This is a genomic window from Nocardia sp. CA-120079, from assembly GCF_050955745.1.
In the GTDB taxonomy this organism is placed as follows: Bacteria; Actinomycetota; Actinomycetes; order Mycobacteriales; family Mycobacteriaceae; genus Nocardia.
In genome coordinates, this window is record NZ_CP192088.1 from 6,522,084 (window position 1) to 6,539,771 (window position 17,688).

14 protein-coding genes are annotated in these 17,688 nt (G+C 66.0%); 7 read left to right on the plus strand and 7 right to left on the minus strand.

Features of this window, described 5'->3' with window-relative positions; genetic code table 11:
• The first annotated feature begins 27 nt into the window (after positions 1-27).
• The 3 genes from ACQPYR_RS30115 to ACQPYR_RS30125 are packed head-to-tail and all read left to right on the plus strand — an operon-like array spanning position 28 to position 2,191.
• Positions 28-759, plus strand: coding sequence for an ABC transporter ATP-binding protein (locus ACQPYR_RS30115; protein WP_062986672.1), 732 nt, complete (start codon positions 28-30; stop codon positions 757-759).
• Positions 756-1,547: an ABC transporter permease gene (locus tag ACQPYR_RS30120; RefSeq protein ID WP_433622293.1), complete on the plus strand. Its 792-nt coding sequence runs from the start codon at positions 756-758 to the stop codon at positions 1,545-1,547. Before ACQPYR_RS30115 ends, ACQPYR_RS30120 begins: the two co-directional genes overlap by 4 nt.
• Positions 1,544-2,191, plus strand: a complete 648-nt coding sequence (locus ACQPYR_RS30125) for a TetR family transcriptional regulator (protein WP_433622294.1) — start codon at positions 1,544-1,546, stop codon at positions 2,189-2,191. The genes ACQPYR_RS30120 and ACQPYR_RS30125 overlap by 4 nt, the downstream gene beginning before the upstream one ends.
• 45 nt (positions 2,192-2,236) lie before the next feature.
• Here ACQPYR_RS30125 and ACQPYR_RS30130 read toward each other — a convergent pair whose 3' ends face one another.
• The 4 genes from ACQPYR_RS30130 to ACQPYR_RS30145 all read right to left on the minus strand — a co-directional run bounded on the left by ACQPYR_RS30130 (position 2,237) and on the right by ACQPYR_RS30145 (position 7,513).
• The gene (locus ACQPYR_RS30130) at positions 2,237-2,470 is read right to left on the minus strand and encodes a Trm112 family protein (protein ID WP_354961354.1); all 234 of its coding nucleotides are present in this window, start codon (positions 2,468-2,470) and stop codon (positions 2,237-2,239) included.
• A gap of 21 nt (positions 2,471-2,491) precedes the next feature.
• Positions 2,492-3,001 carry a GtrA family protein gene (locus ACQPYR_RS30135; RefSeq protein WP_433622295.1) on the minus strand — a complete coding sequence of 170 codons (510 nt, stop codon included), beginning with the start codon at positions 2,999-3,001 and terminating at the stop codon, positions 2,492-2,494.
• A complete protein-coding gene (locus tag ACQPYR_RS30140) occupies positions 2,998-5,238 on the minus strand; it encodes a hypothetical protein (protein ID WP_433622296.1) in 2,241 nt (746 codons plus the stop codon). Before ACQPYR_RS30140 ends, ACQPYR_RS30135 begins: the two co-directional genes overlap by 4 nt.
• Before the next feature lie 70 nt (positions 5,239-5,308).
• Positions 5,309-7,513 (minus strand): hypothetical protein, encoded by a 2,205-nt coding sequence (locus ACQPYR_RS30145; protein ID WP_433635283.1) that lies wholly within the window; start codon positions 7,511-7,513, stop codon positions 5,309-5,311.
• A gap of 258 nt (positions 7,514-7,771) precedes the next feature.
• On the opposite strand from ACQPYR_RS30145, the gene ACQPYR_RS30150 reads away from it, so the two are divergent.
• Complete coding sequence (locus tag ACQPYR_RS30150) at positions 7,772-8,872, plus strand: glycosyltransferase family 2 protein (RefSeq protein WP_433622297.1); 1,101 nt, start codon at positions 7,772-7,774, stop codon at positions 8,870-8,872.
• A complete protein-coding gene (rffA, locus tag ACQPYR_RS30155) occupies positions 8,862-10,001 on the plus strand; it encodes a dTDP-4-amino-4,6-dideoxygalactose transaminase (protein ID WP_433622298.1) in 1,140 nt (379 codons plus the stop codon). The genes ACQPYR_RS30150 and rffA overlap by 11 nt, the downstream gene beginning before the upstream one ends.
• A gap of 18 nt (positions 10,002-10,019) precedes the next feature.
• Here rffA and ACQPYR_RS30160 read toward each other — a convergent pair whose 3' ends face one another.
• From ACQPYR_RS30160 to ACQPYR_RS30170, 3 genes are all read right to left on the minus strand, one after another.
• A complete protein-coding gene (locus ACQPYR_RS30160) occupies positions 10,020-10,619 on the minus strand; it encodes a class I SAM-dependent methyltransferase (RefSeq protein ID WP_433622299.1) in 600 nt (199 codons plus the stop codon).
• A 132-nt stretch (positions 10,620-10,751) separates the two neighbouring features.
• A complete protein-coding gene (locus ACQPYR_RS30165; protein WP_433622300.1) occupies positions 10,752-11,045 on the minus strand; it encodes a hypothetical protein in 294 nt (97 codons plus the stop codon).
• Positions 11,046-11,128: 83 nt separating this feature from the next.
• On the minus strand, positions 11,129-14,119 hold the full coding sequence (locus ACQPYR_RS30170) for an AMP-binding protein (RefSeq protein WP_433622301.1): 2,991 nt from the start codon (positions 14,117-14,119) through the stop codon (positions 11,129-11,131).
• A gap of 550 nt (positions 14,120-14,669) precedes the next feature.
• Between ACQPYR_RS30170 and ACQPYR_RS30175 the strand changes: the two genes are divergently transcribed.
• Both ACQPYR_RS30175 and ACQPYR_RS30180 read left to right on the plus strand, forming a co-directional pair.
• Entirely contained in the window at positions 14,670-16,076 is a 1,407-nt protein-coding gene (locus ACQPYR_RS30175) for a family 2B encapsulin nanocompartment shell protein (RefSeq protein ID WP_433622302.1), read from the plus strand.
• A 60-nt stretch (positions 16,077-16,136) separates the two neighbouring features.
• A complete protein-coding gene (locus ACQPYR_RS30180; protein WP_433635284.1) occupies positions 16,137-17,654 on the plus strand; it encodes a family 2 encapsulin nanocompartment cargo protein terpene cyclase in 1,518 nt (505 codons plus the stop codon).
• Positions 17,655-17,688: the final 34 nt, after the last annotated feature.

A 17,688-nucleotide genomic window follows, 5' to 3' on the forward strand; every position in this document is an offset into this window, starting at 1 on the left:
TCAACACTCGATGAATTGAGGCGTCCCATGACGGACCTGCACTCATCCCACGCCGTCGAGGTTCGCAACCTCACCGTGCGCCGCGGCGGCCGCGAAGTCCTACACAACATCTCGCTGACCATCCCGCGCGGTTCCATCACCGGACTGCTCGGTCCGTCGGGATGCGGCAAGACCACGCTCATGCGAAGCATCGTCGGCACCCAGATCGTGGCGTCCGGCGAGATTTCAGCGCTCGGATTGCCCGCGGGCTCCGCGGAATTGCGACACCGGATCGGCTACGTGACCCAGGCGCCGAGCATCTATTCCGATATCAGCGTGCGCGAGAACGTCGCCTACTACGCTGCGCTCTACGGCCGCGACCGCGACGACACCGATGAGGCCATCGGCGCGGTCGGCCTGTTGGATCACGCCCATCAGCGCGGCGACGAACTCTCCGGCGGCCAGAAGACCCGCGCCTCGCTGGCCTGCGCCCTGGTCGCGCAGCCGGAAATGCTGATCCTGGACGAACCTACGGTCGGCCTGGATCCGGTACTGCGCGTCGATCTGTGGAAGAAATTCCACGAATTGGCCGCGAATGGAACAACACTGCTGGTCTCCAGCCATGTGATGGACGAGGCCGAGCACTGCGACGAGTTGCTGCTGATGCGCGAGGGCGATCTGCTCGCCGAGCTCAGCCCGGACGAACTGCGCACCGAGACCGGTGAGCAGAACCTCGAACAAGCCTTCCTCACTCTGATCACGATGGGACGTGCGGCATGACCACCACCCTCGTACCGCGCCGCCGGACGCCGACACTGCGTCCCTATGCCGCGACGACCGGACGGATCCTGCGTCAGCTGCGCAATGACCACCGCACTGTCGCAATGATTCTCGTGGTTCCGGCGGTCCTGATGGCGCTGCTCTACTTCATCTACAAAGACACCCCGCCGAACCCCTTCAACCCGGTGCCGATATTCGATCGCGTTGGCATCAGCATGCTCGGCATCCTGCCGTTCATCGTGATGTTCCTGATCACCGCGATCGCCATGCAGCGCGAACGCACCTCCGGCACCTTGGAGCGGCTGCTCACCACACCGCTGTCGAAGCTCGATCTGCTCGCCGGATACGGCACCGCCTTCTCGGTGGCCGCGGCGGCGCAGGCGGCGGTGGCCTGCCTGGTTTCCTTCGGGCTGCTCGGCCTGGATTCGGCGGGTAGTCCGCTCTGGGTGGTGGTGATCGCGATGGTCGACGCGGTCTGTGGCGTCGCACTCGGGCTATTGGCAAGTGCCTTCGCGCGCACCGAATTCCAGGCCGTGCAGTTCATGCCGGTGGTGGTCGCGCCGCAGATCTTCCTGTGCGGCCTACTTGTTCCGCGTGGACAGTTGCCCGGCTGGTTGGAGGCGATCAGCAATGTGATGCCGTTGAGCTATGCGGTCGATGCGCTGCAACAGGTTTCGACGCATCCGGACGTCACCGGTCAGATGCTGCGTGATCTGGCGGTCGTCGCCGGATTCGCGATCGTCGCGCTCTGCCTGGGCGCGGCCACGCTACGACGGCGGACCGCGTGACGGCCGAGGAGATCGCACAGGACCCGACGACCAACGGCGACCGGGGCACTCGCTCCGGTCGCCGGCCTGGTCGCTCCGACACCCGCGAGGAAATCCTCGCGGCCGCCCGCGCCCGCTTCGCCGAGATCGGTTTCGACAAGACCTCGATTCGTGCCGTCGCCGCCGACGCGGGGGTCGATCCCGCGCTGGTCCACCACTATTTCGGGACCAAACAGCAACTGTTCGCCGCGGTGGTCGAGTTACCGATTGATCCGGAGGCCACACTGCGCCTGATCGAGGCCGCGCCGCTGGATCGGCTCGGCGAAACCATTCTCGGCTCGGTGCTAGCGGTGTGGGACTCTCCTGCCGGCCCCGGGGTCGTCGCGGCGGTGCGCAGCATTCTCGCGGGCGGCGATACCGCGCTGGCCAGGACGTTTGTCCTGGATGTCGTCCTGGAACGGGTACGGATGCGGATCGCGAAGCCCGAGGACGACGGCCGCGCCCGGGTCGCGCTGGTGGGTACGCAGATGATCGGCGTGCTGGTCGCGCGCAAGATCCTGGAGATAGAACCGCTGGCCTCGATGCCGGGTCCCGAACTGGTCGCGGCCGTCGCCCCCACGCTGCAGCGCTATCTCACCGGTGAAATCCATACTCCCGCACCGTAATTCGCGGTGGCGCACGCTATCGTGCGCCACCGAGCGAATGGCTGCTCAGGCGTCGGCGTGCTGACTTGTGAAGGCGGTGTGTTCGGCGTCGGTGACATCGCGAGCCTCATCGATCAGCAGCACCGGAATGCCGTTCTCGATCGGATAGGCGCGGCGCAGGCGCGGGTTGTACAGCGCGGTGGCGCCCTTGTCATCGCGGACCAACAGCAGCGGACCCTTGTCCTGCGGGCAGGCGAGCAGGCTCAACAGGGTGGCGTCCAAGGCGGTTTCCTCCGGCATGATCGATAACTTACCCGCCGCCTAGGACCGTTCCGCACCCGAACCGGCCGACGGCGGCTCGGGCACGGGCGCCCGGTGGAACGAGATGTAGCGATGTCCGAAGAAGCTGGCGACGGCGACCAGGCCCATCACCACCACCGCGGCCGGCCTACTCGGCAGATGCAGCACCGAGACGGCCAGCGACAGCAGGGCGATATTCATCAGCAGCCCACCGGAGTTGACCGCCACGAAGCGAACGAAATCGCGCAGCATATGTCCGCGCACCCGGAAGACCAGCGTGCGATGCAGTACGAAAGCGATGACGATGCTGACGGCGTACGCGGCGACCACCGCGACCGCGGGCGGCACATTACTGCCGAGCACCGATAGCCACAGCACGGTCAGCCCCATACCGAGCGCGGTATTGAACGCACCGACCATCGCGAAGGCGATCTCCTGCCGACGCACCAGCCGCAGCAGCACACCCGGATCCTCGGCGCCGGTCGCACCCGCATGATCCGCCGTGAATTCGGCCTGCTGGTCAGCTGTCAACGAGATACTCCCGCCAGATCGGGTTCCGAAACCGTCACGGTCACCGGCGGTTCGGTCAGCGTCGCATCCTCGTCACGCTTGCGACCGCGCACGAACATCCATTGCAATGCGCCGATTCCGAACAGCCCGAGCAGTATCGCGACCCCGCCGATCTTCCACCCCGGCGGCCGCCAGGTCAGCTCCAGGTCGCCGTTCTTGGTACCGGCCGGAATATCGACGGCAACAAAGGTTTTCGCGACCACGTCGAAGGGAATCGCGCGACCGTTCAGCTTCACCTGATAGCCCGGCCAGCCCAGCCGTGCGAAGACCACGCGGCCACCACTATCCGAACTCACGCGAACCCGGCTGGTCAATTCCGATTCCGACACCGACGTCGCGGTGCCACCGGAGACCGCCGACACCCGGCCGTTCTGCGTGGACAGCAGCCCACCCACTCGCTCGAGCACCGCGATGTACTGGTCGTGCCCCGGGTAGTCGACCCACTGCCAGCCAGATGGTGCGGGTTGATCGCGCGCGTCCGGGTACAGCGCCTTCTGCAGTACAACCCGATCCACCTTCATCAGGTCGACGATCGTCCTGCCGGTAGTGGGCTCGGTCGCGAAGGCCCGCCGGAAGGCATCGGGGCAGACGCTGGTGTCCCAGCGCATGCACAGCATTTCACCGAACCAGAAGTGCCCGTTGGGCGTATAGCCGCTGACGTAGGTCTTCTCCAGATCCTTGGCGTAGTTACCGAAGACCAGCGATCCGTACGCGCCCCGCAGCGAACGATCCTCCGGCCGGATCAGCCCGCGATCGGCCAATTGCAGGGTGGTGCCCCGAAATTCGGGAAACGCGTCCTTCATCTGCGACCGCTGCTCGGGCAGGTTCCAGCTCATCGGCGTCGGCTGTGCCGCATGCACCTGCAGGAAGGCGATCGGGAACACCGAAACAATGGTCAACGCGCAGGCCGCGGCCATGCTTTTCTTCATCCCGAGCCACACGACGGCCGCGCCGAGCACGGCGATTCCGACCGCCGCCACTACATGCCAGACGACCTCGCGCGGCGCCGCCGAGAACGACCGCACCCACAGCAGCCCGATCAGCACACCCGCCGCGATAGCGCGGCCACGCCAATTCTCGAAGGTGGCGAAGCGGCCGAGCAGCACGCACACCAGCACCAACAGTCCGAGGGCCAGCATCGGCAATACCCGCGCGGGCCAGCGCAGCGGGCCGATGGTGCCCGGCCCCGCCGTCCACATCAGCGCCATCAGCGCGACGAGCGCGATCGCACTGAACTCCCGCCAGGACGCGCGCGCCTTGCGCCAGTCGATGAAGGCCAGCGCCGGAATCAGGAACCAGGCGATATAGACCACCGGCATCGGCTGCACATAACCCCACCAGGAGTTGTACGCGGGTAACGAGCTGGGCAGGCTGGCATTGAGCGATTCCGACCACGGCACGGTCAAGAACTGGTCGTTATTGATCTGAGCCGTGCCGCGCCAGGTCACCTTCGCCGACAGCATGCTCGGCAGATAGGTCGCCAGCCCTGCCACCGCCGCACAGCCCGCGACCGCGAGCAGTCGCAGCGACGGCTGCCACTTGCGTTGGTAGACGACCTCCCCCACGGCCACCGCGCCGATCATCAGCCCGGCCTCGACCGCCGGAAAAATGTATTGCACCGAGATGGCCAGGTACAGGAAAACGAAGGTGGGGATCGGGCCGCCCCGTCCCCGTGCGTAGCGCACGCCGGACGCCCACGCGTGCACCAGCCACGCGGTACCGGTGAAGGCGGTGTACCAACTCGCCTCGTCGAAGAACAGCAGCCAACCGGTGAACGGAATCGACACGCCCGCGACGGCGGCCCACGGCAGCCGCGCCCCGTACTCCACGCAGATGCGGTACACGCCGGTCCCGAGAACGACCGCGAAGATCAGCTTGATCACGGTGGTGTAGAGCGCGATGTTGTCGACCGAGGGCGCGATCAGATCGATCAGCAGTTGCGGCGGATTCAGCAGGCCCGCCTCCTCGATGGCGTAGTTGCCCGCCATCCAGTGCTCGGGGACCAGCACCGGGAACTGTCCGTCGCGCAGGGACCGGCCGAGCATCACCCACAGCGGGCCGTACTGCGACTCGCTGTCATCGGTGTAGAAATGCCTGGCATTGGCCAGCAGGACGGCACCATATCCGGCGATCACACCGAGCGCGGTTATGAATCCCCACTTGTACACGTCCCGCCGGGCGGGGGCGCTGCTTTCCACCACGAGTTCCAGACCCTACAGGGCGCACTCGTCGAGGGACACCTCCGATCGGGCCTGCGCGGATCGACCGCTACGAGACCAGGTCCGCCAGTTCACGATCCGGCTCGCCGGGCCTCGGATCCGCCGCCGATGGCTCCGGATCCCGACGCCGCGACCGTACCCACAGCCACTGCAGCACCCCGACGCCGGCGAGACCGAGCGCTGTGGTGCCGATGCCGATCTTCCAGCCCGGTGGCCGCCAGGTCAGCACCAGTTCGGCGTTCTGCGTGCCCGCGGGTATGTCGACGGCGACAAAAGACTTCGCCACGGTGGTGATCGGGATCTGCTTACCGTCCAGGGTCACCCGGTAACCCGGCCAGCCGAGGCGCGCGAATACCACCTTGCCGCCGCCGGCCGAGGACACCCGCACCCGGCTGGTGGTATCGGTCTCCGAAATCGATGTCGCTGTCACATTTTTCGCATCCGCGACGCGGCCGTTCACCGTCGAGATCGGACCGTCCACGCGTTCCAGCACCGAGATGTAGCGCTCATGACCGGGATAGTCGGCCCACTTCCAGCCCTCCGGCGCCGGCTGATTGCGCGCATCGGGGAACAGGGCGCGCTGCAGCACCACCCGGTCCAGCTTCATCAGATCGACAAGGGGACGGCCGGTGCTCGGCTCCGGGGCGAACATGCGCCGATAGGCGTCCGGGCAGACGCTGCTGTCCCAGCGCATGCACAGCAGTTCGCCGAAATAGAAGTGACCGGTCGGGGTGTAGCCATTGACATAGGTCAGCTCGAGCGATTTGGCGTAGTTACCGAAGACCAGGGATCCGTAGGCGCCGTCGAGTCTCATATCGTCGCGCTGCAGCAGCCCGCGCTCGCCGAGTTGGATCGTGGTACCGGGAAAGTCCGGGAACGCGGCCTGCGCCTCGGACCTGTTGGTCGGCAGATGCCATGTCATCGGTGTCGGCTGCGCGGCATTGACCTGATAGAACGCGATCGGGAACATCGCGACGATGCTCAGCACACCCGCGGTGGCAAGACTCCGGTTACGGGCCAGCCAGACCACCCCGGCGACCAGCGCGCCGATCGCGGCGGCCGCCAGCACATGCCGGACCACATTGTGTGGATCCGCGGAAAAGGACCGCACCCACAGCAGACCGATCAGCAGGGCGGCGGCGATGCCGCGACTCTTCAGATCACGCAGGGTGGCGTAGCGCCCGAGTAACACACAGACCAGCACGAGCAGGCCGAGCGCGAGCATCGGCAGCACCCGCACCGGCCAGCGCAGCGGACCGATCGAACCCGGTCCGGCACTCCACATCAGCATGATGATCGCGAACAGTGCGACCCCGCTGAGCTCGCGCCAGGATTCGCGGGCGCGCCGCCAGTCGATGAAGGCCAGCGCCGGAATAAGGAACCAGGCGATATAGGTGACCGGCATCGGCTGGATATAGCCCCACCAGGAGGTGAACGCGGGCAATGTGCTCGGCAGACTGGCATTGAGCGATTCCGACCACGGCACCGTCAAGAACTGGTCGTTATTGATCTCCATGGTGCCGCGCCAGGTCACCTTCGCCGACAGCATGCTCGGCAGAAAGGTCAGCAATCCGGCCAAGCCTGCACCCGTCGCGGCGACGGTCAGCCGCGCCACCGGCTGCCATTTGCGTTGGTAGACGAGCTCGCCCACCGCGACGGCGAGCAGCATGAGCGCCGCCTCGACGGCCGGGAAGATGTACTGCGTGGAGATGGCCAGGTAGAGGTAGATGAAGACGGGAATCGGCCCGCCCAGACCGCGGGTGTAGCGCACCGACGACGCCCAGGCATGGACCAGCCATGCGGTGCCGGTGAGCGCGGTCATCCAACTGGCCTCGTCGAAGAACAGGAAGAAACCCGACAGCGGGAACGCGACACCCGCGACCGCGGACCACACCGGCCGCGCGCCGTACACCAGGCAGATCCGGTAGACACCGAGCGCGGCGATGATCGCGAAGATCAGTTTGACGACGGTCGCGTACACCGCCATGTTGTCGACCGACGGCGCGATCAGATCGATCAGCAGCTGCGGCGGGTTGAACAGCCCGGCATCATCCATCGTGTTGTTGCCCGACATCCAACGCTCGGGCACCAGCACCGGGAAGGTGCCGTCACGGAGCGCGCGTCCCAATCCCACCCAGAGTCCGGTGTACTGCGATTCGGTGTCGTCGGTGTAGAAGTGCCGCGCATTGGCCAGCAGTACCGCCAGGTATCCCGCGATGACACCGAGGGTGCAGAGGCCACCCCATCGGTACACCTCCCGACGCGAATCGGGCTCCCTGTCGCGGGCGTCGGGTACTGCGCTTTTCGCCTCCGTCACTGCACCAACCGTCACGAGTTCCAAACCCTACAGCGCACAGTCGAGCTTGGCATCGAAGCGCCGACACCACCATGATGGTGCGATGAGCTGCTCCGGAATGCCGTATGCGTACCGTGTTAAAGTTCACGGCGGCTCGGGCTCTGCTGTCCAGCGGAGATTACCGGCACGCACCGTCATCGAAAGTCGATCCAGCTGATGCCGATTCCCACCGCCCACCCCAACGGCTCGCCCGCGGGTGCGACCAACGGACGCCCCGCTCGACCGGGCGCCGACCAGCCGCACGCGGTGTCGGTCGTGGTGCCGATCTATCGGGGCGAAGAAACCATCGGTGGACTTGTCGAAGAACTGCACCGGCTGACCGATCCCACGGACACCCCCGGCGGCGCCGCCTTCACGGTCGGCGAGATCATCCTGGTGCACGACCACGGTCCCGACCGCTCTGATGTAGTGCTGCAGGAACTGGAGCAGACCTATCCGGAGGTCCGCGTCGTCTGGCTCAGCCGCAACTTCGGGCAGGACGCCGCGACCATCGCCGGAATGTCGGCCGCCCAGGGCGACTGGATCGTCACCATGGACGAGGACGGGCAGCACGATCCCGCCTTCATCGGCGCATTCCTGGACGCGGCCCTGACCGAGCGCGCCGATCTGGTCTACTCGAAGCCGACCAACACCCGCCCGCACGGATTCCTGCGCAACATCACCTCGCGCGGCGCGAAGGTGGTGCTCGCGACGATCTTCGCTTTCCCGGACTCCACCCGATTCGAAAGCTACCGGCTCATCCGCGGCGATATCGGCCGCCAACTCGCCGAGGTCGCCTCCAACGGCGCCTACCTCGACGTCGCACTGACCTGGGTGGTCGGCACCGTCGCACAGGTGCCGGTGACCTTGCGCGCCGAGGGCCGCGAGGAATCCGGCTACAACTACCGGCGGCTGTTCTCGCTGTTCTGGAAGATGGTGCTGTGCAGCGGAACCCGGGGCCTGCGGCTGGTCAGCCTGCTCGGAGTCACCCTCGCGCTGGCCGGTGGCGTGATGGCCGCGTTCGTCGTATACGAGGCGCTCACCGCCGACAATTGGGCGCCCGAGGGCTGGGCCTCGATGATCGTCGTGCTGCTGCTATGTTCGGGAACGATCTTGTTCTCGCTGGGACTCATCGCCGAATACCTCGGTGTGGCTTTGCATATCCTCGTCGGCAAGCCGCTGTATCTGACCGTCGGTTCGCCGACACCGCGCCCGGCGGATAACCGCGAAATGACCACGACCACCGCCAGCAGGGAGAACGACCGGGTTGAGCACTGACCGCGTCATCTTCAGCCGCCCGTACCGGGCCCGCCGCGAACTGGCCAATCTGGAGGCCGTTCTCGCCTCCGACCACAGTCACGGCGACGGGCGGTTCACCGCCTCGGCCACCGCGAAGCTGAAGACCATCACCGAGGCACCGCATGCGCTGCTGACCACCTCGTGCACCTCCGCACTGGAGATGGCGGGTCTGCTGCTCGAGCTCGGCCCCGACGATGAGGTGATCGTGCCGAGTTTCGCGTTCACCTCGACCGCGACGGCCATGGCACTGCGCGGGGCCACCTGCGTCTTCGCCGATATCGACCCGGAAACGGGCAATTTGGATCCCGAGTCGGTCGCCGCGGTGCTCACCGAGCGAACCAAGGCCGTTGTGGTCATCCACTACGGCGGGGTGGCCGCCGATATGGCCGGGCTGCTCGCACTCGCCGACGCGCACGGCATCGCCATCGTGGAGGACAATGCGCACGGCCTCGGCGGCCGGTGGCGCGATCGCCCACTGGGCACCCTGGGCACCCTCGGCACGCTCAGCTTCCACGACACCAAGAACGTGCACTGCGGCGAGGGCGGTGCACTGTTGCTCACCGACGAGATCCTGATGTCGCGCGCCGAGATCATCCGCGAGAAGGGCACCGACCGCGCCCGTTTCCTGCGCGGCGCGGTCGACAAGTACTCCTGGCAGGATATCGGCTCCAGCTATCTGCCCAGCGAGCTCAACGCGGCGGTGCTGGACGCGCAGCTGGACGAATTCGAGACGATCCAGACCGGACGGCACCGGGTTTGGGACGCATACGCCGCCGCACTGCCGGACTGGGCCCGCCGCAACGATGTCCGGCTCATGGCCGTGCCCGCGGACCGCACACATACCGCGCATCTGTATTACCTGCGCACACCTACCGAGCGGCAGCGCGACGATCTGATCGCACATCTGGCCGCACGCGGTATTTCGGCGCCGTTCCACTATGTTCCGCTGGATTCCAGCCCGGCCGGACTGAAACTGGGCCGCACCCCGAAGCCCTGTCTGCGCAGCGCCGAATTCTCGGGAACCGTTGTGCGCCTGCCACTTTGGCCCGATCTCACCGACGATCAGATCGCCAGGGTCATCGACGCCGTCACCGCATACACCGTCTAGGCGAGAGTCGGACCCGCCTCACGCGGTGAGCACGAACAGCTTCTCCCTGCCACCGGCGATCAGCGACCGCTGTACCACCCGCGGCTCGTAATCGCGGAAGAACGCGTCCAGAGTCGCCTCGCTGAACCGACGCGCCTGTGCGCCGTCGCCCGCATCGGTGAACCGCTGGCCGATCGCGGCGAGTACCCGATTCTCGCTGGTGGCAAGGTTGCGAATCGGCTCCGCGATGATCACCTGCTTTCCCGCCGCCGCCAGCATCCGATCGATGACCGAAGCAGGCTCGGGCAGAAAGTGATACAGGCTCGACTGCATGATGACGTAATCGGCCTCGGGCAGCGGGGTATCGGAACGCAAATTCCACACCACGCCGCGTCCACCCGTCCGGGCCAGCCTCGCGATGAATCGGTCGTTGAGGTCGAGTCCGGTGTATTCGATGGCCCGGTCGCGCAGATAGCGGGTATACAGCGTCGCGGGCCCACAGCACAGGTCGACCACACTGACGCCATCGGGCACGAGTTCGGCGATCGCGCGATACCGAGCGGGGTAGTGCCGCCCGTACAGCCCCCGCATCAACAGCTCGTAGATGGTTCCGTTGCGGTAGATAAGGCTCGGTCTCACAGCACCCCTGAACAGTTGTCGACATGGCAACTACGCCACCCGGATGCGCCGGGCAGCCCGCACGCGGCACCGCCCTCTTGGTAGTGAATCAACCGACTCGCCAACACGATCCGGCGCGGCAAGCGTACCCGCCTACGGCTGCCCCTGCTGACGGGCGGCCTCCTCGCGGATCTCGCGGAGTCTGGTCGCCGCATCCTTCGTGGGACGGGTCGGGAGCGCGGGTGGTGGGGTGGCGGGCAGCTGTGGCGCTTCGGTCTCGGTGGCTTTGCCGCGACTGCCGACGTAGAGCCGGAACACGCCGTAACCGGCCAACAGCAGGATAGCCAGTGGCACCAGGGAAAGCACCAGGCTCTTCACGAACCCGATCACCATCAGCACGCCCAACAGCGCCAGTATGCCGACGCCCAGTTTGACCTTCCACGACATCTCGAGACCTCCGTTGTCGCCGCGGACCTGGCATCCACGCTACCCCGCCGTTGCGACCGGAACCGGAACGACGGGGCGCCGGCTTATTCGCCGAAGATGGTTCCGGCTTCGTCCTCGGTGCGGATTTCGTAGGCCTCGGATTCCCGGTTGTACCACCAGGTATCGGGTCCCGGCTGCGGACGACCCGCGGCCTGCACGGCCCGCGTCGACGGGCGGTAGGACGAACTACGCGGAATCTCGTCGACGACGTAGACGATGTCGGGCCGCTGGTCCGGATCGAGCGCGCGCACCGCCTCGGTCACATCCTTGGGTTCCAGCCGGAAGCCCTTGCGGACGCTCACCGCCGCCACCGCCACCGCATGGTCGCCGACGGGCAGTGCGTAGGCGACCTCCATATCGACGGCGGTGATGTCGTTGAGCATGTCGACGATGGGCTGGGTGAAGACCGGGCCGCGTTCGGTGTGGATCACCGTATCGGTGCGATCGACCAGCCAGTAGTCGCCGTCGCTGTCGCGGCGGAAGAGATTTTCGGTCGGCATCCACGCATCGCCCGCCGTGAACACCCCGCGGAGCCCGCCGTCGGAGAGGTCGATGCCCTCGGTCGCCTTGCCGATCAGCAGACCGACCTCGTTATCCGCGCACCGGCGCGCGAAGCCGGACCCGTCGGTTCGGATCTGCTCGGTGACCGGATCGTAGGCGACCAACTCCACCTTCGCGGTGCCCGGCACGGGGCGGCCCTTGCAGCCGGCTTTCACGCCGGCCACATTGGCCAGCACCACATCGCCCTCGATGGAGGCGTAGAACTCGAGTACCCGCGCGGGTGCGAACTGTTCGGTGGTGCGTCGCCACAGGCCCGCGGGCATGCCCGAGCCGATGAACAGACGGATCGGATGCCAAGGGGGGCTGGAAGTCGGCGAAGCCGACGGGGTGGGTGAATGCGGCCCGGCCGGGAAGACTTCGGCATCGAGTATGTCGCGCAGCATGGTCCAGGTGTAGGTGACCACGGTGACGCCGTAGCGGTGCACCTCCTCGCCGAACCGGATCGGGTCCAGCGACCTGGCCAGTGCGATCCGGCTGCCGCCCGCGATCGCGCCGCCCAGACTCACCAGCAGACCGGACGAATGATGCAGCGGCGCAAGGCAGTAGACGGTGTCCTTGCGATCCAGATCGGCAGAGGTCGCGGTGCCGAAGGCGGACAGCGCCCAGCGGTGATTGGTGATGTATTTGGCTTCCAGGCGGTCGCCGGTGCCGGTGACGAGCACGAAGGCCAATTCCCGCGCCAGACCCGGATCCGGGCGGTACCAGGCGGGCAGTTCGACCTGCGTGGGATCGATCTGTTCCAGGTCGATCACGTCATCGCTCAATGCAACAGCGAGAGTGCGGGTGCTACCGCCGCCGAGCACCAGGACCCGGGTGCCGGTTGCCGCCGCCGCGCGCAGATTCTCCGGATCCGAGACCAGGGCCCTGATGCCGGTGAGTTCGATGGCGCGATCCAACTCGCTACCGGGGGCGAGTAATACGGACACCGCGCCGATACGGGAGAGCGCGGCGACGGTGGCCAGCGCGCTCGGCCGGGTCTCCATCACCACACCGACGCGCATGGCCGGGCGGATGCCGACGGAGACGAGCCCGCGCACGACATTATCGATGCGCGCGTTCACGGCGGCATTGGTGTGCACGCGATCGTCGAAGAGGAACAGATCGCGCAGCGGCGCGCGGCGCGCCTGCTCGGCGACCAAGCGGCCCAACGAGATGCGGGTGTGCGGCTGGATCATGCCGAGTCGAGCCAGCCGCGGCAGTGCGCGCGCGGCCTCACCCGCGAGTTCGATCGAACCGCGCACGGTATTACCGGCAATGCCCTCCAGCGCCTTGCCGACGCCTGCGCCCGCCTCGGCCAGGGTGGCCGCGGTGTGCACGACCCGGGTGGCCGCCGAATTCGGCCGACTGGTCGCCACATGGTCGGTCATCGGCGCGATCTCCGGCGGCAACGGCTGATCGCCGTCCATCCAATCGATCCACTGACGCACCAGCGGCCAGGTATGCCTGGTCGCCATGCTGCCCGCGACGAGGCCGAAATGTCCCGCCACCAAACTGGCTTCGTATACCTCGGCATTGGGTGCGGCGCGGACGATGCCGCGCACCGCGGCCGGTTGGCCGATATCGTCGACCTCGCCGACGAAGGCCAGGATCGGGCACTTCAGCTCGGCCAGCGAAACCGGCTGGTCCCGGATCACGAAGCCACCGAGCATCAATCGGTTGTGCACGACGAACTGCTTGAGCAGGTCCGCCGCCGCCGGACCGGCGTAGCCGACCCAACCGTCGTTATTGAGGAACCGGCGCTGACGTTCCTTGGGCAGCAATGCCTCTCGGTCGTGCAGCTGGCGCAGGAAGTCGATCCGCGATTTGGCGGTCTTCATCGGATCGAGCATCTGGAAGCCGAGCCGGACCATGGAATCGGTGATCGGCAGGCGGGTCACCACATGGTCGGCCAGGAACTCCGCGACATCGGAGACCATGCCGTAGGGCAGTCCGAACGGCATGCCCGCGACCACATCCACCGGGCTGCCGAAGGTCACGATGCTCTCCACGCCCTTGCCGAAGCGGTAGGCGGTGGTCTGATAGGCGAACATGCCGCCCTGCGAGTACCCCATCAGGTGCACATTGGCGCCGGTCGCGTCGCAGACCGTATCGATGGCGCTGTTGATCGCGAGGACGTGATCGGCCAGATCCCGTTCCCAGCCACCCTCCTCACTGGCGGGCGAACCGAAATCGACCACCCAGCAGTCGATTCCGCCACGGTGCAGAATGCCGACCGCGCCGTCGTCGGCATTCACATCCCAGATATCGGCATTGACCATCAGCGGCGGTACCAGGACCGCGACCGGGCGGGCCGGCGTCGCATCGTCGGGGAAGTAATGGCGCAGTCGATACATTCTGCGCCGTTCGACTACCTCGAACGGCGAGGACTCGACATCGTGGGTCAACCCGCCGAAGCGGATGACCTCGAGGCCGTTCTGGGCCGTTGCCATCAACCGCTGCACCGACCCGACCACACTTTCCACATTCAACTTCACGATCGCTCCTGGCCCTACCCTGCAAAGTGACCCGCATCACACACCCCGATGTGCTCAGACGAGCTTCCCACACCGTGTATCCATTATGGGTCGGCTGTGACGGGATCCATGCCGGGTCGGGCCGATGATGCGGGATGTTCGCGGTGGCGGTGCGCAAAAGATACCGACCGTACAGCCTTGCCCGGCCCGCACCGATTCACGCGGGTCGTTATCGGCAGTTATCCGCATCGAGGTCATGTCGTAACCATCCGAAAAACAGACCAGCATTCTCGTGGCGTCATTCTCGAGATTCGTGTGCGCGCAGCATCTTTCGCGGTTTAGGATCGAACCCGTTCGGAACGCAATGTCGCGTAAGCCAATTCGCACGGGAGAGTCGGTCACCGTCTGCATGCCTCGGCTCGGCCACTTCTCTCGGCAACCATGCCGCCATACCCCAGCAGGCCTGCCGCCTGTCGAATTGTTGTGCACCACCGCCGAATTCGAAAGTCCGTCGAACCACCAGTACAGCACAATCGACCGTCTCGGTGACCATCTCAGGTGAGGACCACGCATGACCATCGAAATGCCAGTCCAAACAGAAACCAACGGGCGCAAGAGCCTCAGCACCGGTGCTGCCCACCAGCTCGCGCACACCACCAAGTCCGAGCCGCAGATGCAGGGCATCACATCGCGCTGGCTCACCCGCGCATTGCCGTGGACGCAGGTCAACGGTGGTATTTATCGTGTCAACCGACGACTGACCCACACCGTCGGCAACGGCGAGGTCGAGTTCGTCATCGACGGCTCGCAAGCCAGAGTGATCCCGATGGAACTCACCGAACTTCCGCAATTGCGGGACTTCGACGACGAAGAGGTGCTGCGCGCGCTCGCCCAGCGTTTCGAGCAGCGCGATCTCGAACCCGGTACGGTGGTCGCCGAATTCGGCAATCCGATGAATCAGGTCATGCTGATCGTGCACGGCAAACTCAGCAAGATCGGCACCGGGGAATTCGGCGAGCAAACCAAGCTCGGCATGCTGGGCGGCGGTGATTTCTTCGGTGATGAAACCCTCATCGATGGGTCCGGTATTTGGCCGGTGACCGTCAAAACCGTCACCCCCACCACCATGCTGGTGCTGTCCCGGCAAACGCTCGAAGAAATGCTGGAGTACACCCCGGCGCTCCGCGAGCAATTGTCCCGTGTCGCCGACGCTCCGGCACGTCCGCAGAACACCAAGGGCGAGGCGAACATCGAGATCTCCTCGGGCCACTTCGGTGAGCCGTTGCTGACCGGCACCTTCGTCGACCTCGACGACGCCCCGCGTGAATACGAGCTCAGCCTGGCCCAGAGCGTGCTGCGGGTGCACACCCGCGTCGCCGACCTGTTCAACGATCCGATGAACCAGGTCGAACAGCAGCTCCGACTCACCATCGAGGCACTCTACGAGCGGCGCGAGAGCGATCTGGTCAACAATCCCGATTTCGGATTGCTGCACAATTGCGACCTGAAACAGCGCATCTACAGTGAGTCCGGTGCACCGACGCCGGACGATATGGATGAGCTGTTGAGCATGCGGCGCAGCACGAAACTGTTTCTGGCACATCCGAAAGCGATCGCCGCTTTCGGTCGTGAATGTAGTAAGCGCGGCCTGTATCCGGATCCGGTCGAGGTGGACGGACACCGCGTGTTCGCCTGGCGCGGCGTCCCGATCTACCCGTGCAGCAAGATCCCCGTCAGCGATACCCAGACCACCTCGATTCTCGCCATGCGTACCGGCGAGAAGGATCAGGGCGTCATCGGCCTGCACCAGACCGGCATCCCGGACGAATACGAGCCGAGCCTGAACGTCCGCTTCAAGGGCATCGACGACCAGTCGATCATCTCCTACCTGGTCAGCTGCTACTACTCGGCGGCCGTGCTGGTGCCGGACGCGCTGGGCGTGCTCGACAACGTCCTGGTCGCCCGGCAGGCGGACTGACCGGGGTGATGACCGATGTCGGTGCTCTCCCGCGCCTCGGCACCACCCGCCACCCACGAGATGGCCGCCGCTGTCGCAGCACTGCTGTCCAACCTCGATACCACCGCTGCGCCCACACTCCCGCTGGAGGTTCCGGAACCGGCAACCTCGGCTCCACCTGAAAACACCGATATACCGGAAAGTACGGAATTACCCGAATGCACAGCAATACCCGAATCATCCGAAACCCAGGTGGTGGAAGCTGATTCGTCAGAACTGGACCGACCTACCCGACCTGCGGCGATTGTTCCGCGCAGCCTGCTCGGACCCAGCGGCCTGGGTGCGGCTGCACTCCTACTTCCGTCGTCCACCACCACCCAAGCGGGATTACCTACTACTGAGGTACCCGACCCCGCACGCACACCTACTATCCGGGCGGCTGGTCTCCAGCCGCCACCGGTGTCGTTCGACGCCACATCGATCGCTGTCGGCGTGGCGCAGGGGGCCGCGCCGGCAGGATCGGCCCCAGCCGAACCGAAAACCAACCGGGGTCGAATTCCATTCGGCCCCACCGGATCAGGTACCGCATCTGCCTACCCGCGAGGCACCGCGGCACCGATTCCACCGTTGTACTGTCCACCGGCGTTGCGTGATGACCCGGCGTTGGCCCAATTGGTCAACGACGGGCTCATCGACTGGGCGCGGGATATCGGTCTCTACACCGGGCGCCTGGACGAACTGCGCGATGCCGACTTCGGCCGATTGATCATGCTCGCCCATCCGGACAGTAACGATGCGGACCGGTTGCTCGCGGCCGCGAAATGCGCGGTCTCGGAATGGTCGGTCGACGATTACTACTGCGAGGAAGGAGCCGATGAGACCGAACCCGACGGCACACCGTCCAGTGCCGAGGCCGAACTCGGCCCCCGACTCGAGTTGGCCGCCGCCGCAATGGATCCCGTCCACCTCCCGGCTCGCTACCAGCCACAGCTGGAGCGGGCGCTACAGGCCGATCCGATCCTGCGCGCGTTCCGTACGTCCTTCGAGCACCTGTCCCGGTATGCGACCCCGGCACAGCTGGCTCGATTGCGCACCGAGATCGCCGGATGGTTCATCGCGCTCGGCGCGGAGGCCGGCTGGCGGGCCGCACACCGGATGCCACCGGTGTGGGAGTACCTCACCAATCGGCAGCCGCACAGTTTCCTGCCATGTATGGCGCCGATCGATGTGGTCGGCGGCTATGAGCTCCAGGCCGCCGAGTACACCGATCCGCGAGTGCGCCGGGTCGTGACCACGGCCGCGCTCGCCAGTCAGATGGTGAACGACCTGTATTCGATGGCGCGCGAAGACCGTTCGGACGGTAGGGAATTCAACCTGCCGACGGTTTTGGCCGCGGAAGAGCGCTGCTCCCGGCGCGAGGCGGTGCTGCGCACCGCCGTCGTGCACGACGAACTGGTGCACCGATTCGAACAGGAGGCCGGTCCACTGGCCGCCGTCGGATCGGCCGAACTGCGCCGGTTCCTCGGCGGACTCTGGGCGTGGATGGGCGGCAACCGCGCCTGGCACGCCGCGAGCAAGCGCTACAACGAGTCGAATTAGCCAGTACCGCAACCTAATCAGCAGTACCGCAACA

Coding starts and splice junctions, on each gene's coding strand:
- ACQPYR_RS30115 (WP_062986672.1), top strand. CDS start 28: ATGACGGACCTGCACTCATCCCACGCCGTCGAGGTTCGCAACCTCACC.
- ACQPYR_RS30120 (WP_433622293.1), top strand. CDS start 756: ATGACCACCACCCTCGTACCGCGCCGCCGGACGCCGACACTGCGTCCC.
- ACQPYR_RS30130 (WP_354961354.1), bottom strand. CDS start 2,470: ATGCCGGAGGAAACCGCCTTGGACGCCACCCTGTTGAGCCTGCTCGCC.
- ACQPYR_RS30150 (WP_433622297.1), top strand. CDS start 7,772: ATGCCGATTCCCACCGCCCACCCCAACGGCTCGCCCGCGGGTGCGACC.
- ACQPYR_RS30165 (WP_433622300.1), bottom strand. CDS start 11,045: ATGTCGTGGAAGGTCAAACTGGGCGTCGGCATACTGGCGCTGTTGGGC.
- ACQPYR_RS30175 (WP_433622302.1), top strand. CDS start 14,670: ATGACCATCGAAATGCCAGTCCAAACAGAAACCAACGGGCGCAAGAGC.
- ACQPYR_RS30180 (WP_433635284.1), top strand. CDS start 16,137: ATGGCCGCCGCTGTCGCAGCACTGCTGTCCAACCTCGATACCACCGCT.